General features: G+C 53.1%; 11 protein-coding genes. All 11 read left to right on the top strand.

The features are described 5' to 3' along the window. Positions 1-270 precede the first annotated feature (270 nt). On the top strand, positions 271-1,158 hold the full coding sequence (locus tag BN348_RS09425) for a sigma-E processing peptidase SpoIIGA (RefSeq protein ID WP_040197680.1): 888 nt from the start codon (positions 271-273) through the stop codon (positions 1,156-1,158). Positions 1,159-1,440: 282 nt separating this feature from the next. After that, positions 1,441-2,154, top strand: a complete 714-nt coding sequence (sigE, locus tag BN348_RS09420) for an RNA polymerase sporulation sigma factor SigE (RefSeq protein WP_156136483.1) — start codon at positions 1,441-1,443, stop codon at positions 2,152-2,154. A gap of 352 nt (positions 2,155-2,506) precedes the next feature. After that, a complete protein-coding gene (locus BN348_RS09415) occupies positions 2,507-3,232 on the top strand; it encodes a pseudouridine synthase (RefSeq protein WP_242844337.1) in 726 nt (241 codons plus the stop codon). Between the two features lie 222 nt (positions 3,233-3,454). Then, positions 3,455-4,405 (top strand): ATP-binding cassette domain-containing protein, encoded by a 951-nt coding sequence (locus tag BN348_RS09410; RefSeq protein WP_082020912.1) that lies wholly within the window; start codon positions 3,455-3,457, stop codon positions 4,403-4,405. Between the two features lie 362 nt (positions 4,406-4,767). Continuing rightward, positions 4,768-5,853 (top strand): PucR family transcriptional regulator, encoded by a 1,086-nt coding sequence (locus BN348_RS09405; RefSeq protein ID WP_040197677.1) that lies wholly within the window; start codon positions 4,768-4,770, stop codon positions 5,851-5,853. Positions 5,854-5,987: 134 nt separating this feature from the next. After that, positions 5,988-6,662, top strand: a complete 675-nt coding sequence (gene ftsE / locus BN348_RS09400; RefSeq protein WP_040197676.1) for a cell division ATP-binding protein FtsE — start codon at positions 5,988-5,990, stop codon at positions 6,660-6,662. Further along, a complete protein-coding gene (gene ftsX, locus BN348_RS09395) occupies positions 6,662-7,567 on the top strand; it encodes a permease-like cell division protein FtsX (protein WP_040197675.1) in 906 nt (301 codons plus the stop codon). Before ftsE ends, ftsX begins: the two co-directional genes overlap by 1 nt. 25 nt (positions 7,568-7,592) lie before the next feature. After that, the gene (locus BN348_RS14325) at positions 7,593-8,858 is read left to right on the top strand and encodes a murein hydrolase activator EnvC family protein (protein ID WP_052446863.1); all 1,266 of its coding nucleotides are present in this window, start codon (positions 7,593-7,595) and stop codon (positions 8,856-8,858) included. A 96-nt stretch (positions 8,859-8,954) separates the two neighbouring features. Further along, complete coding sequence (locus BN348_RS13270) at positions 8,955-10,190, top strand: murein hydrolase activator EnvC family protein (protein ID WP_052446862.1); 1,236 nt, start codon at positions 8,955-8,957, stop codon at positions 10,188-10,190. 109 nt (positions 10,191-10,299) lie between these two features. After that, entirely contained in the window at positions 10,300-11,685 is a 1,386-nt protein-coding gene (locus BN348_RS09380) for a S41 family peptidase (protein ID WP_052446861.1), read from the top strand. A 307-nt stretch (positions 11,686-11,992) separates the two neighbouring features. After that, positions 11,993-17,446, top strand: coding sequence for an NPCBM/NEW2 domain-containing protein (locus BN348_RS13265; RefSeq protein ID WP_052446860.1), 5,454 nt, complete (start codon positions 11,993-11,995; stop codon positions 17,444-17,446). Positions 17,447-17,628: the final 182 nt, after the last annotated feature.

The following is a 17,628-nucleotide window of genomic DNA, read 5'->3' as shown; positions in this document are numbered from 1 at the left end:
GCCGCCGAAGCGTTGATACTTAAACTTCATTCTACAATAAAAAGAACACCATTTCAATGGCTAAAATGTAAAATCACCGCGGCTACGGGTGTGCGGAGGGGCCGCGGGGTTCTAAGAAAAATATATTGGGAATATATTTCTATTTCGACATATTACAGGAAGACAAACTCATATAATAGGTACTGGCAGGCCGGCTGAAGACCGGCGGCTTTTTTCAATATCAAAAACCTGACTGGGCTGTGATAGGAATTGCAAAAAACTGTTGTTTATTTGGACGTACTGTTTTTTATCAATCTGTTTATCAATTACTTCCTGCTGCTGGCAACCATGAAAATCGGCAGCCGCCACACCTCGCGCGGCCGGCTTCTGGCGGCCTCGCTGCTCGGGGCGTTGTATTCTGTCGCCATTTTTTTCCCGGAAATGCCGCTGCCGCTGACCTTTCTCATCCGGCTCGCGCTGTCCGCGACGATTGTGATCGCGGCGTTCCGCTTCGTCAACTGGAGGGCCTACTGCAAGCTGCTGCTCTGTTTTTTTGCGGTCAACTTTGCGTTTGCGGGCTGTACGCTGGGCGTCTGGTATCTGATCAGCCCCAACAATATGCTTTACCAGAACGGCGTGCTTTATGTGAACATTTCGGTGCCGATCCTGATCTTTACAACCATCGGCGCCTACGCGGTCCTTTACTTTGTCAACCGCCATCTCAAGAAGGACAAAGTGCCGCATGAGAACTATATGGTGACGGTGCGCCTGGGACACAAAGAGGTGCTGCTCAAGGGCTTCGTGGACACCGGAAACAAGCTGACCGATGCGTTTTCTGATACGCCGGTCGTGGTCTGTCCGTATGAGAAGATCAAAACGCTGCTGCCGCGGGATTTCGGGGAATTCTATCGCGATATGGAGTCCTTTTCCGCGAACCTGCACAAGCAGGACGCGTTCTACTGCAAGCTGCGGATGGTGCCGTACGCCGGCGTTGGAAGCGCCGGTGTCCTGCCAGCCTTCCGGCCGGACCGCTTCTTTGTGCAGAACGACAAGGAACGACGCGACATCGGGGATGTACTGATCGCCGTGTCGCCGGACAGCTTTGCGGGCCGGGACTGCGACATCCTGCTGAACCCGTCGCTGTTTGGGGAGCAGATGCAGATGGTACATACTACGTAATATATGCCGCGGCTTGTTCGCCTGCCGGTGAAACGACCGGTCGTCCGCATGCGGATGCGGCGGAAATCATTTTTGCGGATGAATAGGAAATGGGCTCTTATTGAACGGTTTTAAAGCGATTCAATCGTTCGTTTTTTCGGAATGAAGCGTACATCAAAGCGGTTTTGATTCAGGCGGTATGGTTGTATTTGTCGGATGTTTGTTGGAAATGCATCGAAAGATGTGGATTTATATGATTGGCCGGAAAGGCCGTCAATTCATTTGCAGGGAGGCATGACTGGAATGCATGTGCTGGACAGACTGCGGCTGAAGCTGGAACAGCTGCTTCTGAGGTGGAAACTGAAAAAGGACGTTCATTATATCAACGGGCCTGAGACGCTCCCGGCGCCGCTCTCGCGGGAAGAGGAGGTGCGGGTGTTTGAGGATCTGAAGGTCCATACCGACCAGGCGCGACAGACGCTGATCGTGCACAATCTTCGTCTGGTTGTGTACATCGCGAAAAAGTTTGAGTCGACCGGCGTCTGTGTGGAGGATTTGATCTCAATCGGCACCATCGGGCTGATCAAAGCGGTCAACACCTTCTGTCCGGAACGGAACATCAAGCTGGCGACCTATGCGTCGCGCTGCATCGAGAATGAAATTCTCATGCATCTGCGCAAAAGCCAAACGCTGAAAAACGAGGTTTCCATCGACGAGCCGCTGAACATCGACTGGGACGGCAATGAGCTGCTGCTCTCCGACGTATTGGGCACCGACAACGACTGTGTCAACCGGGACATCGAAAACGATGTGGAGAAGGGCATCCTGCACAAGGCGGTGGACCGGCTGTGCGACCGGGAACGGACGATTATGCAGCTTCGCTTCGGTCTGAATACCGGTGTGGAGCACACCCAGAAGGAGGTAGCGGATATCATCGGCATCTCGCAGTCCTACATATCGAGGCTGGAAAAGCGCATCATCAAGCGGCTGAAAAAGGATATTGAAAAGGAGATATGAAACAGGCGGGGCCCCGAAGCGGGCCCCGCTTTTTTGCTGCCGCCGGATTGGTGATCAGCCGTTTTGTACAGCGGACTGGATGAGCTGCATCTCACAGCGTTTATGGCTTTATGAGATGTGCGGGCAATCCGTTTTTGCAGACCGGCGTCCTTAGCAAATCATCGTCATTTATAGAACTGTCCAGCGAATTTATCAGCCCCAGACCATCAATTAAGCGGCCGGCAGGATGCCTGTGCCGCGGTTCCCGGAGCCGGTTGCAGAAAGTTTACGCCGGGCCGTCATTTCGGTAACAACCCGGCAGGGATCTGTGATATACTGAGGATATGCAAACATTGGAAAGGGGTGCCGGCAGTTGGCAAAGGAACGGATTGACAAGTTGATTGCGTCGCAGGGAAAATATTCCCGCAGCCAGGTCAAGGACCTGGTGAGGAAAGGGATGGTCAGGGTCAACGGGGAACGCATCCGGGCTTCGGACCACAAGGCGGACCCCGACGAGGACCAGATCCAGATCAGTTCTCAGCGGCTGCAGTTTAAGAAGCACCTCTATATCATGCTCAATAAGCCGAAGGGCGTCGTCAGCGCAACCGAAGACCGGAGGATGAAGACGGTGCTGGATCTGCTTCCGGAAGCGCTTCGGCGCAGAAACCTGTTTCCGGCAGGCCGGCTGGACAGGGATACTGAAGGATTTGTCCTCATCACCGACGACGGTGAATTTGCACACCGCATCCTGTCGCCCAAAAACCACATCCCCAAAACCTATGAGGCCGAGATTGACGGGCCGGTGGACGACGAGCTCATCCGGCGGTTCCACCAGGGCGTAAGCCTGGGCGGGGATACGCTGTGCCGCCCGGCAGAGCTGCGGATTTTAAGGGACGCGGAGCATCCGTACGTGCAGATCACGATCTGCGAGGGGATGTACCATCAGATCAAACGAATGTTCGAGGCCTTCGGCAGAAGGGTGCTGGCCCTCAAGCGGGTGCGCATGGGCGCGCTCGCGCTGGATGATGCGCTGAAGCCCGGGGAATGCCGGGAGCTTACCCCAAACGAGGTTGGTTTAATTTGCATGAAAAGACTGTGAATGAAATTTTACCGGGGGCATTTATGGGTAAATATCACAAGGAATCGTCAAAAAACTTTGGTCATCTGACTAGTTTAAAAGATTGCCGCGATATGTTATGATTGTATCAGTGGAAAAGTCTGAAAGTTTGGAAAAAATAAGAAAACATAGAGATCGGAAACTGGTTGCCAGAACCGGCCATAACGGATCAGTCGGCCGAATACAGTGGGGTGAAGTGTATAGATGAAGTGTATTAATTTGAAATCTGTATCCAAAAAGAGCTATGAAATGACCGACGTGCTGAACAACGCGAGCATCTCCTTTGAGAGCAGCGCCATCCATGTGGTGCTGTCCTCCAATGCGGAAAGCCTGTTCTGTCTGCTGAAGGTGATTTCCGGGCTGGACACCGTGATGTCCGGCAAAATCTACATCGACGAGGCCGATGTGACAGCCAAGCATGCGCGGGACCGCGGCGTCGCGGTGATCTTCAAGCAGAGTACGCTGTACCCGAATATGACGGTGCTGGAGAACATCAAGAGCCTGATGGGCGTGGACCGCACCATCGACACGGACCGGATCAACTATGCCGTGAAGCTTCTGAAAATCGAGGATATCCTCAGCGAACCGGCCGCCGAGCTCAGCGCGTACAACCGGCTGATGGTGCTGCTCGCCAAGGCGATCATCAAGCAGCCCAAGGCGATTTTGATCGAGGAAGCGCTGCAGGATGTTTTAACAGAAGATAAAAATAGCGTTAAATCTGCACTGAAAACCGTGCAGAAAGCGCTGGATTGTGTTATACTCTGTACAACCGTAAAAAACGACGGGATTCTCGATCTGGCGGAAAAGCTGACCATCATCGAGGATGGCGTCGTGCTGCAGAGCGGGGAGGTCCGGGAGGTTCTCTCCGTGCCCAAAAACGTGCATGTCGCACAGATATTGGGGAGTCCACAGTTTCATTTTTATGACGGTTCCATCAAGAACACCAAAGACGGCGCCTATTTCTGTTATTATTCCGACAGCAGCATCAAGCTGAGGGTACCGGACGAGCTGGTGGAAAAAGCCGCGCCGGACATATTAAAAGAAGACGTCGTGCTGTGCATCGAGGAAAGCAAGGCCAAAAAGATCGCACAGTACCCGCAGTCTGGGACACTGTACCTTTTCAACAAATCCAGCGGAAAGAACATTGCGCTGTAACACGGTGTGTCCCCGGGCGTCTGACAGAACAATATAAGAACAACATCCAGCCCGGTTTGTGAAGGCCGCTTCTCAACCGGGCGCGTTTTTTTATTTTCTCTGCCCGGGCGGCAGAGAAAGGATTGTACATACCAGTATATTACAACTGAAATAGTTATAGACAATGATACCCCCATAAAATTGTATGAAATAGAGATTTTGCGCCGGGTCTGATAAAAAATTAATAAATATTTGCAAGTTTTATTATTCAAAATGTTGCAAAACGCGCTCAAATTTTGTACAATGTATATGATGGCTTTGTTGGGATGTTTTTTAGGCAACTCAAAACATCCCGTTCAAACAACAAAAAGAGGGGGAAGAATATGTCTAACAGGCTTTTTCAGGGCGTGATCCATCAGATGCGGGATGTCATTGAACGGACGATCGGCATCATCGATGACAACGCTACCGTGGTCGCATGCAGCGAGCTGTCCAAAATTGGCGAGACAAGCGAGTATGTGTCCTTGGATTTGGGCGAATCGCCTGAGGTATTTATCAGGGACGGATACACCTACAAACCGTTTGGCACCCGCTTAAAATCGGACTACGCGGTATTTGTCGAGGGAACGGATGAGGTCGCAATGAAGTATGCGAACATTCTGGCCATTTCCCTTTCGAGTATAAAACAGTACTATGATGAGAAATACGATAGAAGCAATTTTATCAAAAATGTGATTCTCGACAACTTTCTGCCGGGCGACATCTATGTGAAATCGAGGGAACTCCATTTCAACGCGGATGTCAGCCGGGTGGTGCTACTGATCAGAATCATCTCCTCCACCGATATTTCGGCGCTGGATGTTGTCCAGAACCTGTTTCCGGACAAGCAGAAGGACTTTGTCTTCAACATCAGCGAATCGGATATCGTGCTGGTAAAGGAGATCAAACCGGGCATCGAGACCAAGGATCTGGAGAAGCTTGCGCGTTCCATCGTCGACACGCTGGGCAGCGAGTTCTACATCCGGACCTCGGTCGGCATCGGCACGGCGGTACAGGGCATCAAGGAGCTTGCGCGTTCCTTCAAGGAGGCGCAGGTGGCGCTGGAAGTCGGCAAGGTTTTCGACAACGAGAAATCGATTGTCAGCTATGAGAACCTTGGCATCGCAAGGCTGATCTATCAGCTTCCGACTACGCTGTGCGAGATGTTTTTGCAGGAAGTCTTCAAAAAGGGTTCGATCGAAAGTCTGGACCATGAGACGCTGTTCACGATTCAGCGTTTCTTTGAGAACAACCTGAACGTGTCCGAGACCTCCAGAAAGCTGTTTGTACACCGCAATACGCTGGTTTACCGTCTAGAAAAGATTAAAAAGCTGACCGGCCTTGATTTAAGGGAGTTTGACCATGCAATCGTCTTCAAGGTTGCATTGATGGTCAAGAAATATCTGACGGCCAATCCGATCAAATATTGATTGGCCTCGGCGCGCGGAACAGCATGGGGTATAGGGATGTATCTGCGCGGATGCCGGTTCAGCCTGAAAAAGTGAAAGTGTGTATTTGGAATATGCTTTTTACGGTGACTTTATTCCAAGGGGCGAAATAAAACGTGATAAAATTTACGGATGTCAGCAAATGCTATGCGAACGGTACCGAGGCGCTCAAGGACATCAATTTGGAAATAAAAGACGGAGAGTTTGTGTTTATTGTCGGCGCGTCGGGAGCGGGAAAAAGTACGCTGATGAAACTGATTTTAAGGGAGGAAAAGCCCACATCCGGCGAGGTGGAGGTCAACGGGTACAATCTGAACCGGCTGAAACGCCGGAAGATTCCGAAGTTCCGCCGGACCCTTGGCGTGGTTTTTCAGGATTTTCGGCTGATCCCGACCATGACGGTGTTTGACAACGTCGCATTTGCGCTGCGTGTGACAAATGTTTCGAATCGAATCATCAGACGCAGGGTGCCTTATGTCCTGGGACTGGTGGGACTTTCATCGAAGGCCAGGAATTACCCGACGCAGCTTTCCGGCGGAGAGCAGCAGAGGGTCAGTCTGGCGCGCGCGCTGGTCAACAACCCGTCTCTGATCATCGCGGACGAGCCAACCGGAAACATCGACCCGGAAATGTCCCTTGAAATTATGGAACTCCTGAATGAGATCAACAAATACGGAACAACGGTCGTCGTCGTCACGCATGAGCACGATCTGGTTACAAAATTTAACCAGCGCGTTCTCGTGCTGAAGGAAGGCGAAGTTGATTCGGATGAGTTAGATTGGAGGCCATAATGAAAGGAAGCAGTTTTACCTACCTGATCAAGGAAGGCGCAAAAAATATATGGAACAACCGTCTCATGTCCTTTGCGTCGGTCGGCGTTATGGTTGCCTGCCTGCTGATTGTGGGCGCCGCCATGCTGTTTTCGATCAACGTGAACAGCTTTGTCGGCTATGTGGAAAGCCAGAACGAGGTCGTCGTCTTTCTGGACGACGATGTGACCGACCAGGAAATTGAAGATTTGCGTGCCCAGCTTGGCGACAACGACAACCTGAGCGGCATCACCTTCGTTTCCAAGGAAGAGGCATTGTTAAAAGAAATGGAAAACATGGGCGATGCGGCAGCCTTATTTGACGGCCTGTTTAAAGACAATCCGCTGCCGGATAAATTTGTCGTTCAGCTCAAAAATCTGGAATACATCAATGATACGGTGCGGGATATCGAGCACCTCAAAGGGGTGGAGAGCACGCAGGCGCCGCGCAATGTCGCGGACATGCTGGTCAACATCCGGTATGCGGTATCCTTTGCGGGATCGTTTATCATCCTGATCTTGGCGGTGGTCACGCTGATCATCATTGCGAACACCATCAAGCTCACGGTTTTTTCCAGACGCACAGAGATCAACATTATGAAGTATGTCGGCGCGACCGATTCGTTTATACGCCTGCCGTTCATTGCGGAAGGTATCATCCTGGGACTGATCTCAGCGATTGTATCCTTCTTTATCCTGTGGGGCGCTTACAACTGGCTGATGAGCTGGTTGATCGCCAATCCGCAGAGCTGGCTGCAGAGCGCGTACGGTTCCTTTGTGCCGTTTACCCAGATGGCTTGGCCGCTTTTCGGCGGGTTTGCGCTGGGCGGTTCGCTCATCGGCGTTCTGGGCAGCTTCGTATTTGTTAGAAAGCATTTAAGGGTATAAAGAGAAACAGGGGGTAGGAAGCACCATGCAGAAAAATCAGCTCAAGAGGGCCGTTTCCTTCGTATTGGCCCTGACCGTTTTAATGACCTCCCAGCTGTTTGTCTCCACTGCTTCGACACAGGATGAACTTGACAGCTTAAAGAATCAGTACAGTGCATTGGAGCAGCAGAAAAAGGAGTTGCAGGACAAGATCAGTCAGGCCGACCAGGAAAAGAAAGAAGCGGCTACAGAGTATGATCGGCTCGTACAGGAAGTCGAATTGATCCAGGGGCAGATTGATATTCTGAATGAGCGAATGGCAAAGCTCAACGAGAACATTGAACAGAGGGAAAAGGACATTCAGGCAAAAGAAAAGCAGATTGATGAAAACTACGAACTGTTTAAGAAACGCCTGCGCGCCATGTATATGGCGGGGGACACCGCGCTTTTGGAAATCATCCTCGGTTCGGAGAGCTATACCGACATGCTGACCAAGAAGGATACGGTCAACCGTATCGCGCAGCATGACAATGAGCTTATCGAAACACTGCTCAAGGAGATAGAAGAGCTTAAACAGATCAAGAGCGAACTCGAGCAGGACAAGCAGGATCTGGAGGCGAGCCGGCAGGAAACCACCGCCAAAAAGACCGAGCTTGACAGCAAGATGGCCGAAGCCGAGAAGGCGTTCAACGATATCGCAACCAAAATGGAGAAATACCAGCAGAGTGCTGAAGAGGTTGAAGAGAAGCAGAAGGCCATGGACAGTGAGATTGATGACGTCATGGCACAGCTAGACCGGGAGGCAGAGGAACGCAGAAAGCAGCAGGAGGCACAGCAGAACCAGTCCTCCGGCAACGGCTCATCCGGCGAATCCTCGTCCGGCGGTTCTTCCGGCGGGAGCTCTTCGAACACCCCGTCGGTTGGAACCGGGGAATTCACCTGGCCGATGCCGGGCTACGGATGGATCATCTGCCACTTCGGCTATCGTCCGGAGTTTGGCGATAACCACGGCGGCATCGACATCACGGGAAGCGGCTGCTACGGCGCGGACATTGTGGCGGCGGATTCCGGCAGGGTCGCGTACGTCGGCTGGGATGCGGACGGCTGGGGCAAATACCTGATCATCGATCATGAAAACGGCTACCGGACACTGTACGCGCACACCAGCGCGATATTGGTTTCGGAAGGACAGTCTGTCAGCCGCGGCCAGACGATTGCGAAGGTCGGAGATACCGGCTGGACGACCGGACCGCACCTGCACTTTGAGGTGTACAAGAACGGCGTCCGCATCGATCCGGAAAGCGTCCTCTAAGCGAATACATAACGACATGGAAGGGAAGGCAGATCCACATTCTGGGACTGCCTTCCTTTGGAACCTCAGAAAGCAAATACCAGGAGGCATATGATCATGCTGAAAAGGAATGTACGAAGTGTAACCGCATTGATTTTATCATTTCTTGTTTTGCTCTCCAGTCTGACGGTAACGCCCTTCGCGGCGCAGACGAGCGGGACGTCATCCGAAAGCTCTGTTTCCCAGACATCCGGTTCGCCGGCTTCGTCCGAAAATCCGGATGAATTGCAGGGCTTGAAGGATCAGTATGCACAGCTGGAACAGCAGCAGGAGGAACTCAAGCAGAAGTCTTCGGAGGTACAAAACGACAAACAGAAAAAAGAGATCGAAAAGCAGAAGCTGCAGCGGGACATCGTCCTGATTGAACGGCAGCTGAAGGTGCTGAACACCCAGGGAAAACTGCTGGGTGAGGGGATTGAGGATAAAAAACAAGCGATTGAAAAGAAGCAGGTCGACGTCGAAGACAAGTTCGAGCTGTTTAAAAAGCGTCTGCGCGCCATGTATATGGTGGGGGATACCTCCCTTTTGGAGATTTTTCTGGGCGCTCAGAGTTATACCGATATGCTGACCCGGACCGACACGGTGGAGCGGATCACAGAGCATGACAACGAGCTGATCGAGTCCCTGACCAGCGAAATGGAGGGGCTGACCAATGAGAAAACCCGGCTCGAAAAGGATCAGAAAGACATGGAGTCCAACAAAAAAGAGGTTGAAAAGAAGAAAACTCAGCTGGCCGAGAAGAAACGTGAGATTGTCGACCAGATTAGCAATATAGAGGAACTGGAACGTCAATTTATTGACAACAGGGAACAGACCGTCCGGCGGATGAAGGCAATCCGGGACGAGGTGAATCAAAAGTACAGCGAGGCCATCGGCCAGTTTGAGCTCAGCGAGGAATATGCGGGCGGCGACCTTGCCTGGCCGCTTCCGGGATATTACACGATTTCCTCGCCATATGGCTCCCGCTTCGGCGGAGCGGATTTCCACACCGGCACCGATATCACCGGCGGGGGCGCGCGCGGCAAGGACATTGTTGCGGCCAATTCCGGCATCGTCATTGTGGTGGGCTGGATGCCGAACGGATACGGAAACTACTTCCAGATCGACCACGGCGGCGGTATCTCCACATTGTATGCCCATTGTGACGAGGTCCTGGTCAAGCCGGGACAGGAGGTTTCCAAAGGCGAGGTGGTCGGAAAGGTCGGCAGCACCGGCTGGTCCACCGGGCCGCATCTGCATTTTGAGGTCCGCGTCAACAATGAGACCACCGACCCGATGAGCCATTTTAAATGATGAAAAAGATGGTTTATCCTCGGCGGAATACTGCCATACTTTTTATAAGCGTGCAATACGGTTTGCGCTGACTTCATATTTGAACAGGACATGATGTTAGGAGTATGTTATGAATAAAAAAATATCACTTGGCGCGGCATTGTCTGCAATCATCATCACCATTGCCGTCACGTTTTCGATCACCATGGTCTTCTCGATGCAGAGCTTCAATGAGAAGGTTCTCAGCCTGGAAGAACGGGAAAACATGTACACCAAGGTGGCGGAGGTCGACCGTCTGGTCCGTCAGAACTATATTGGGACCATCGACGAGGAATATCTGAACGATGAAATTGCGGACGGCTATATCCGGGGAACCGGGGACACCTACGGAACCTATCTGACTGCAAAGCAGTACAAGCAGCTGATGGACTCCTACACCGGCAAGATGGTCGGCATCGGCATCGGTTCCGAGAAGGACGCCAGCGGTTATATCAAGGTCAAACAGGTGTACGATGAGTCTCCCGCCGAGTCTGCGGGTCTTAAAGAAGGGGACCTGATCGTCAAGGTGGACGATTTGGATATCACAACCAACAATTACAGCGATGCGATCGACAAGCTCAGCGGGGAGGCCGGCACCAAGGTGACCATTGTGATCCACCGCGACACGCAGGAGATCACAACCGAAATCACCCGCAGGCAGTTTGAGATCAGGACGGTCGAATCCAAGATGATCGGCGATCAGAACGGCTACATCAAGATCACCGAATTCAATGATTCCACCACGACGCAGTTCCAGGATGCGCTGGATGAACTGGCGGACCAGGGCGCGCAGTCGCTGATCTTCGATGTGCGCGGCAATCCGGGCGGCACGATCAATTCGGTCGCGGACATTCTGGACATCCTGCTGCCGGAGGGTACGATTGTATCGGCTACCTATAAAAACGGCAAGACCGAGGTGCTCAAGGAGTCCGATGCGGACGAGGTGGAGCTGCCGATGGTTGTCATCACGAACGAGAAGTCCGCAAGTGCCGCGGAGCTGTTCACACAGGCGCTGAAGGATTACGATAAGGCAAAGTCGGTCGGTGCGAAGACCTTTGGCAAGGGCTCCATGCAGACCGTGTTCCAGCTGTCCGACGGCTCGGCACTGGATCTGACCGTGGCGAAATACAATCCGCCGATGAGCGACAATTTTGACGGCATCGGCGTCAAGCCGGACTATGAGGTGCAGCTGCCGGCGGATGTGCTCAGCGGCGAAGTGGCGCTTGCGGAGGCGAATGATTCGCAGCTCCAGAAGGCGCTAGAGGTCATTGAAATCGCCAAGAAGGAATTTGCGAACAAACAGCAGCAGGGCGGCGGGGAAGAAAGCTCTGCCGGTGTGCTGTCGGGCGCGTCCGAGGAGCAGAGCGCTGCCTCTGAGGAAACGCCAGCTGCTTCCAAAAGCAGTGCGAAGCTTTCGCTTGCAGAGTCAGCTGGTATGTTGCCCGAAGCCTATAGAAACTGGCTGAATAGATTCTGATTTTACTGAATATCGAAATAAAAAAGGAATGACGTTTGCGTCATTCCTTTTTTGTGTTTTTTTTACAGGTTGAACGAGAAATAAATAAAATAGTTGTATGGTCTATACAAAAAAATAATGAAAATACGTGGATTCTGCCAGTAGAAACTGTTGTTGAAATATAGTAAAATTATAATGAAGTTTGTATGAAAATATATGGCAACAAAACACCACATAGGCCAATCCAAGTCTGCAGCATGAAAGGAAGGAGGCAGCCTGAAGGATCTGCAGATAATCGCTTAAAAACAAAATGAAAAGGAGTTTCAGCATGAAAACAATGAAAAGAACCATCTCATGGCTATGCATCCTCTCGATGATTTTGACAAGCTGTCTGACCGGACTGACATTCTCCGCGTCGGCCGCGGATTCGGATACCACGATCATCGACGTCACCGATTACGGCGCCGATCCGAGCGGCAGGACTGACAGCGTCATTCCGATTCAGAAGGCGATCGAAGCCGCCAAACAGGTGGACGGACCGGTCACCATCAGTTTTCCGAAGGGCGAATACAACCTCTGGCCGGATGACGCGATCGTGCGCAGGATCTACATCTCCAACGCGACGACCCCGAGCAGCACGCCCGAAGAGGAGAACGCCATCAGGACCATTGGCATCCTGCTTGAGGATATGAAGGATGTCACACTGGAAGGCAACGGCTCCAAGCTGATCTATCATGGCAAGATGATGAGCTTTGCCGTCATCGGCTGCGAAAACGTCACGATTCAAAACCTTTCATATGATTTCGCAAGGCCGTTCTCCATCGATATCACCGTCGAATCTGTTGGGGACAACACAGCCGATGTGTATATCCCGGACTGCTATGAATATGAAATCAAAGGCAATAAGCTGGCATTCTACGGGGAGGAAAGCCCGAAAACCGGAGAACGCTACTGGACAATCGAGGATTATTACTATACGCTGGTCAACGAACTCAATACCGGAGAGCTTTACCGTACCGGCGGTTCACCGGCGCTGTTCTCAAACTGCACATCCATCGAGGAGCTTGGAAACCGCCGGGTGCGCTTCCACTACTCGACGGCGACGCCGGTCAAGGCCGGATACAATACCCAGATGCATGGAACGGTGCGCGACAACCCATCCGTTTTATTGTGGGAGAGCAAGGATGTCACCATCCGGGACGTCCACAGCTATTTCATGTATTCCTTCGGCATTGTCGGACAGTTTACGGAGAACGTGACCTTGGACAATGTGGACACCATCACCGATCCGCGCAAGGGAAATGTCAGCGCGGCCTGTGCGGATATGGTTCAGATGTCCGGCTGTAAGGGCAAAATCACGGTGAAGAACTGCCACTTTGTCAATCCGCATGACGATCCGATCAACATCCACGGTACCTTCCTGCAGATCGAGGAAGTCCTTGCGCCGAATAAAATCCGTGTGCGCTATATGCAGCCTGAGACCTACGGCTTCCCGAACTACTATGTCGGCGATGAGGTCGAATTTATCAAGCGTTCCACCTTAAACGCGGTGGGAACCGATGAGAATAAGAACGCCGTCGTCACCGAGGTGGTCAATCCGCCTCAGGAGAGCTACGATAAAGAAGCGCGCAAGCTGATCACCCTGACATTCGACCGCGATCTTCCGGAGGAGATTCTGAACGGAACGCCGAGCGGCTATGTGGTGGAGAACATCACCTACACGCCGGAGGTCGAGATCACCGACTGCATCTTTGACCAGTCCCCGGTGCGCGGCATTCTGTGTACAACCCGTAAAAAAGTTGTCATTGAAAACAATGTGTTTAAAAATACGAACATGCACAGCATCTTTATCTCAGACGATGCGAACAGCTGGTATGAGTCGGGTTACTGCCGCGACGTCATCATCCGCGGCAACACCTTCGAGCTGTGCAACCAGGCGGTCATCAACTTCGGCCCTGTTGTGCAGAATCCGGACCGCAACAATCCGCTGCATAAAAATCTGGTGATCGAAGAAAACACCTTCCTGCTGAAAAACACCGCGGCTGTAACATTGACCAATGTGGAAAATGTCAAAATACGCAACAATATCATCAAGCGCGCGGATGACGACGTCAACAGCACGCTGACGGCGGCCAAAACCGAGCTTACGCCGGGGGAGACCGCGCAGCTGAGTCTCGATATGGATACCGCCGTGCACAACGCGACGCTGTTCCAGTTCAATTACTGCAAAAACGTCGAGCTTTCCGGCAATACCTACGGCGCGGGACTCAACAAGAGCGCAACCACCTCCAACATGGATACCAGCGAGGTGACCGTTCTGGACGACGATTTCAAGCTGAATCAGAGCAACATCGACAGCAACCCGCTGGAGGGCTGCAAGGTACAGTATGTCAGCTCTGATGAGGATGTCATCCGGATCGATGAGAGCGGCAATTCCATCGAAGCGGTGGGCACAGGCTCCGCGCAGGTCTATGCCGTGATCACCACAGCGGACGACACTGTCTGTGAAAGCAACTACATCCCGGTTGTGGTCGCCGGAGGATCGGCGTTCCCGGCCAAATCGGTTGCGGTCAGTTCCGATAAGGATGTTCTGGGTGCAGCAGGCGACACCGCACAGATGAACGCACAGGTCGCCCCGGCCGAAGCGTCGCAGAATGTGACCTGGTATGCGCTGGATGCGGCGACCGGCGCGGCGTCTGCCGCAGCCACGATCGATCAGAACGGCGTTCTGACCGCGGTCAAAAACGGTGTTGTGGAGGTCAAAGCGGTCAGCGCCAACGGCGTATCCGGCTCGAAGCTGATTTCAGTCGCGATACCGGGCTATACTGTGGTGCCGAACATCGAACACGAACTGGAGGGCGCGTGGTGGATCAACAGCGCGAACAGCATCAGCCAGGTCGTATCGAACAAATATGCGTTCTTCGATTCGCGCAACCAGCCGGAGACGCTGATCTCCTTCCCGATTCCGGACGGAACAAACTATGAGGCGACCGTCAAGCTGGTCGGCAACACCAAGGCCACCTATGAAGAAACCGGCTTCGGCATCCTGAAGGATTATGACAACTTTGTCGGTGTGCAGAAGAAAAACCATCTGGGAACGCTGCTGGTCACCGAATCCAACGCGAAGGGCAGCGAAGCGATCCGCACCGGCAAGATCGCCGACAATGAGGTCTACTTTAAGATTGTCAAGAGGGACAACCATTTCGAAGGTTATTATAAACGCCTGACCGATGCCGACTGGACGAAGATCGGCGAGACGGACAACAACACGGTCGGCAACAGCGATCTGCGGCTCACCATGTGGGCGGCTTCGGGCAACGGAAACGGAAATGTATACCGGTGGGAGGATCTGACCATCAACGGCGAACCACAGGTATTCGCCTATGAGAACGAGGCCCCGTCGGCACAGAATGTGACGCTGGGCGCGAGCGAAGCGGCTGTCGGAGATACCCTTTCGGTCAGCTACGACTTCTCCGACCCGAACGGCGATAAAGAGGGCGCGACGGCTGTCGCATGGTTCATGGCGGACAGCGCGGACGGCGCATATACCAAGATCGACGGCGTCAGCGGAAAGACACTGAGACTGACCGCGGACTATGAAGGCAAATACATCAAGGCGGCGGTAATTCCGGCGGATGTGATGAATCTTCCGGGAGATGCGGTCTATACCGAAGCAACTGCGGCCATCAAGGCGCGCAGCAATCCGCAGGGCAACAACTATCTGAAGGCGCTGAAGCTGGAGAAGGAAAACGGTGCGGTGATCGCGCTGTCCCCGGCGTTTGATGCAAATACCACAGCTTATCAGGCGGTCACCAGCGCAGACGCTGTCAGGCTCACGGCACAGGCGGAGAACAGCGAAGCGCAGATAGCGCTGCAGTGGCCCGGAAAACCTGCAGAAAGCAGCGATACCATCGCGCTCAATGAGGGTGAAAATACCGTAACAGTCCAGGTAATTGCCGCGGACGGCACTGTGAAGGAATATGTTGTGACGATCATCCGCAACAGCATTGCGGTTTCCCCGAACGCATGGCTGTCGAACATCGAGATGGGTGAAGCGCAGCTTTCCCCAAGCTTTGCTTACAACACAATGCGTTATATCACCGGCGTATCCCAGGATGTCGAGAGTCTTCCGCTGCGCTGCGCCGTGCAGAACGCAGGCGCGAAGATGACCGTTAAGGTCAATGATGAGATCCTTGCACAGGATGTCGCCGCGTTTGACGAAGAGATCACGCTGCTCTCCGGCCTCAACTACATCTACATGGATGTCACCGCGCCGGACGGCGAAACCACGGAACAGTACCGCGTGGTCGTGGTCCGCAACGGCTACCGTGACGCGAACCTGTCCGACCTGAAGATCAACGGCCAGACCATCGAGGGCTTTGATCCGGCCAAGACCGAATATCTGATTGCTTCGGACGAGCCGATGTCCTTCACACTGGAGGCGAGCGCGGAGAACGCGCGCTCCGAAATCATCGTATCGAATGGACATACGGTCACAGCGGGTTCGGCTATTACCTGTGAAGCACAGCCCGGCAGCAACAAATTTACGGTGGCGGTCAAATCCGAATCGATGGGTGCCATCCAGTACTACACCGTACAGGTGAAGGTCGCCAAGGAGGACAACAGCAACCTCGAAGCGGCATCGTTCAGCGGCGTGAAACTGAACGACGTCTTCCAGACCGGACAGCTCAGCTACACCGGTTCCAGCTACAACGAGTCCACCGTGTTCAGCATGATGGCGGAGGATCTCGGCGCAAGGATCACGGTGCGCGCAAACGGCATCGAATTTATATCGGAGGACAACACCGTGGACGGCGAGATTCCTCTGTACAAGGGCGCGAACAAGGTGCAGGCGACCGTCACGGCGCCGGACGGCAGCGAGAAGGTCTACAGCTTTGTCATCCGCAACGACGGAGCCGTTTACCTGAGCGATCTCGATTGGGTCAGCGCGACCAGCGGATGGTCCGGACATCCGGTCCAGAAGGATCAAGAGATTGAAGGCGTTCCGCTGAACCTCTATCATGACGACGTCGGCGGCCCGGTCACCTATGAAAAGGGTCTTGGCACCCATGCGGATTCCACAATCATCTACGACGTCGAGGGTATGGGCCTTACAAGGTTCCAGTCCTGGATCGGCGTGGACTACACGCAGTACAACAACCGCGCGGGCAGTGTGCAGTTCAAGGTATACCTGGACGGCACAGAGTCCTATGACAGCGGTGTGATGCGTTACAATACCGGCGCGAAGTTCGTGGATCTGGACATCACAGACGTCAAAGAGGTCAAGCTGGTCGCCGACAAGGTGGAGAACAACAGCAACGACCACGCGGACTGGGCCGATGCGAAGTTCTTGATGGATGTCGCCGAACAGCCATGCAAGATCATGTCCTATGATTATACAATAGCGGACGGCATCGCCGTGGTTCCGGCCGATATGGATGCACAGGAGATTCTCAGCCGGTTTGACATCAATGAGGGCACGCTCTCGATCCTTGACAAGGATGGAAACCCGCTCGCAGAGGGCGGCAAAGCCGGCACAGACTGCCAGATCGTACTGACCATGGATGGCGAGACTGTTGAAACAGTTGCGCTGGCGGTTTTGGGCGATATGGACGGCAATGGAATCAAAGGTGTCGCCGATCTGATCAACATCAAGAGCATGATCCTGGGCAGAGGAGAATACTCCGCGGCACAGGAGAAGGCAGCCGATTACTATGGCGACGGCAGCATCAACATCTTTGATCTGGTTCAGCTCAAGCTGGATATTTTGAAGGGTATCTAAACGAATACCAGCGATAACAGAACGCCCCCGTTTTGGACCGTTGTCCAAAACGGGGGCGTTCCAGCAGTTTAGAACCCACTGGTGTTCCAGCAGTTTAGAACCCACTGGTGTTCCAGCAGTTTAGAACCCACTGGTGTTCCAGCAGTTTAGAACCCACTGGTGTTCCAGCAGTTTAGAACCCA

It is taken from the genome of Candidatus Soleaferrea massiliensis AP7 (assembly GCF_000820765.1).
Classification (GTDB): Bacteria; Bacillota; Clostridia; order Oscillospirales; family Ruminococcaceae; genus Soleaferrea; species Soleaferrea massiliensis.
This window is presented reverse-complemented; position numbering and strand designations above follow the sequence as displayed.

Excerpts from the sequence above, each read along its gene's own strand:
- sigE (WP_156136483.1), top strand. The coding sequence starts at position 1,441 with ATGCATGTGCTGGACAGACTGCGGCTGAAGCTGGAACAGCTGCTTCTG.
- BN348_RS09410 (WP_082020912.1), top strand. The coding sequence starts at position 3,455 with ATGAAGTGTATTAATTTGAAATCTGTATCCAAAAAGAGCTATGAAATG.
- BN348_RS09405 (WP_040197677.1), top strand. The coding sequence starts at position 4,768 with ATGTCTAACAGGCTTTTTCAGGGCGTGATCCATCAGATGCGGGATGTC.
- ftsX (WP_040197675.1), top strand. The coding sequence starts at position 6,662 with ATGAAAGGAAGCAGTTTTACCTACCTGATCAAGGAAGGCGCAAAAAAT.
- BN348_RS14325 (WP_052446863.1), top strand. The coding sequence starts at position 7,593 with ATGCAGAAAAATCAGCTCAAGAGGGCCGTTTCCTTCGTATTGGCCCTG.
- BN348_RS13270 (WP_052446862.1), top strand. The coding sequence starts at position 8,955 with ATGCTGAAAAGGAATGTACGAAGTGTAACCGCATTGATTTTATCATTT.
- BN348_RS09380 (WP_052446861.1), top strand. The coding sequence starts at position 10,300 with ATGAATAAAAAAATATCACTTGGCGCGGCATTGTCTGCAATCATCATC.
- BN348_RS13265 (WP_052446860.1), top strand. The coding sequence starts at position 11,993 with ATGAAAACAATGAAAAGAACCATCTCATGGCTATGCATCCTCTCGATG.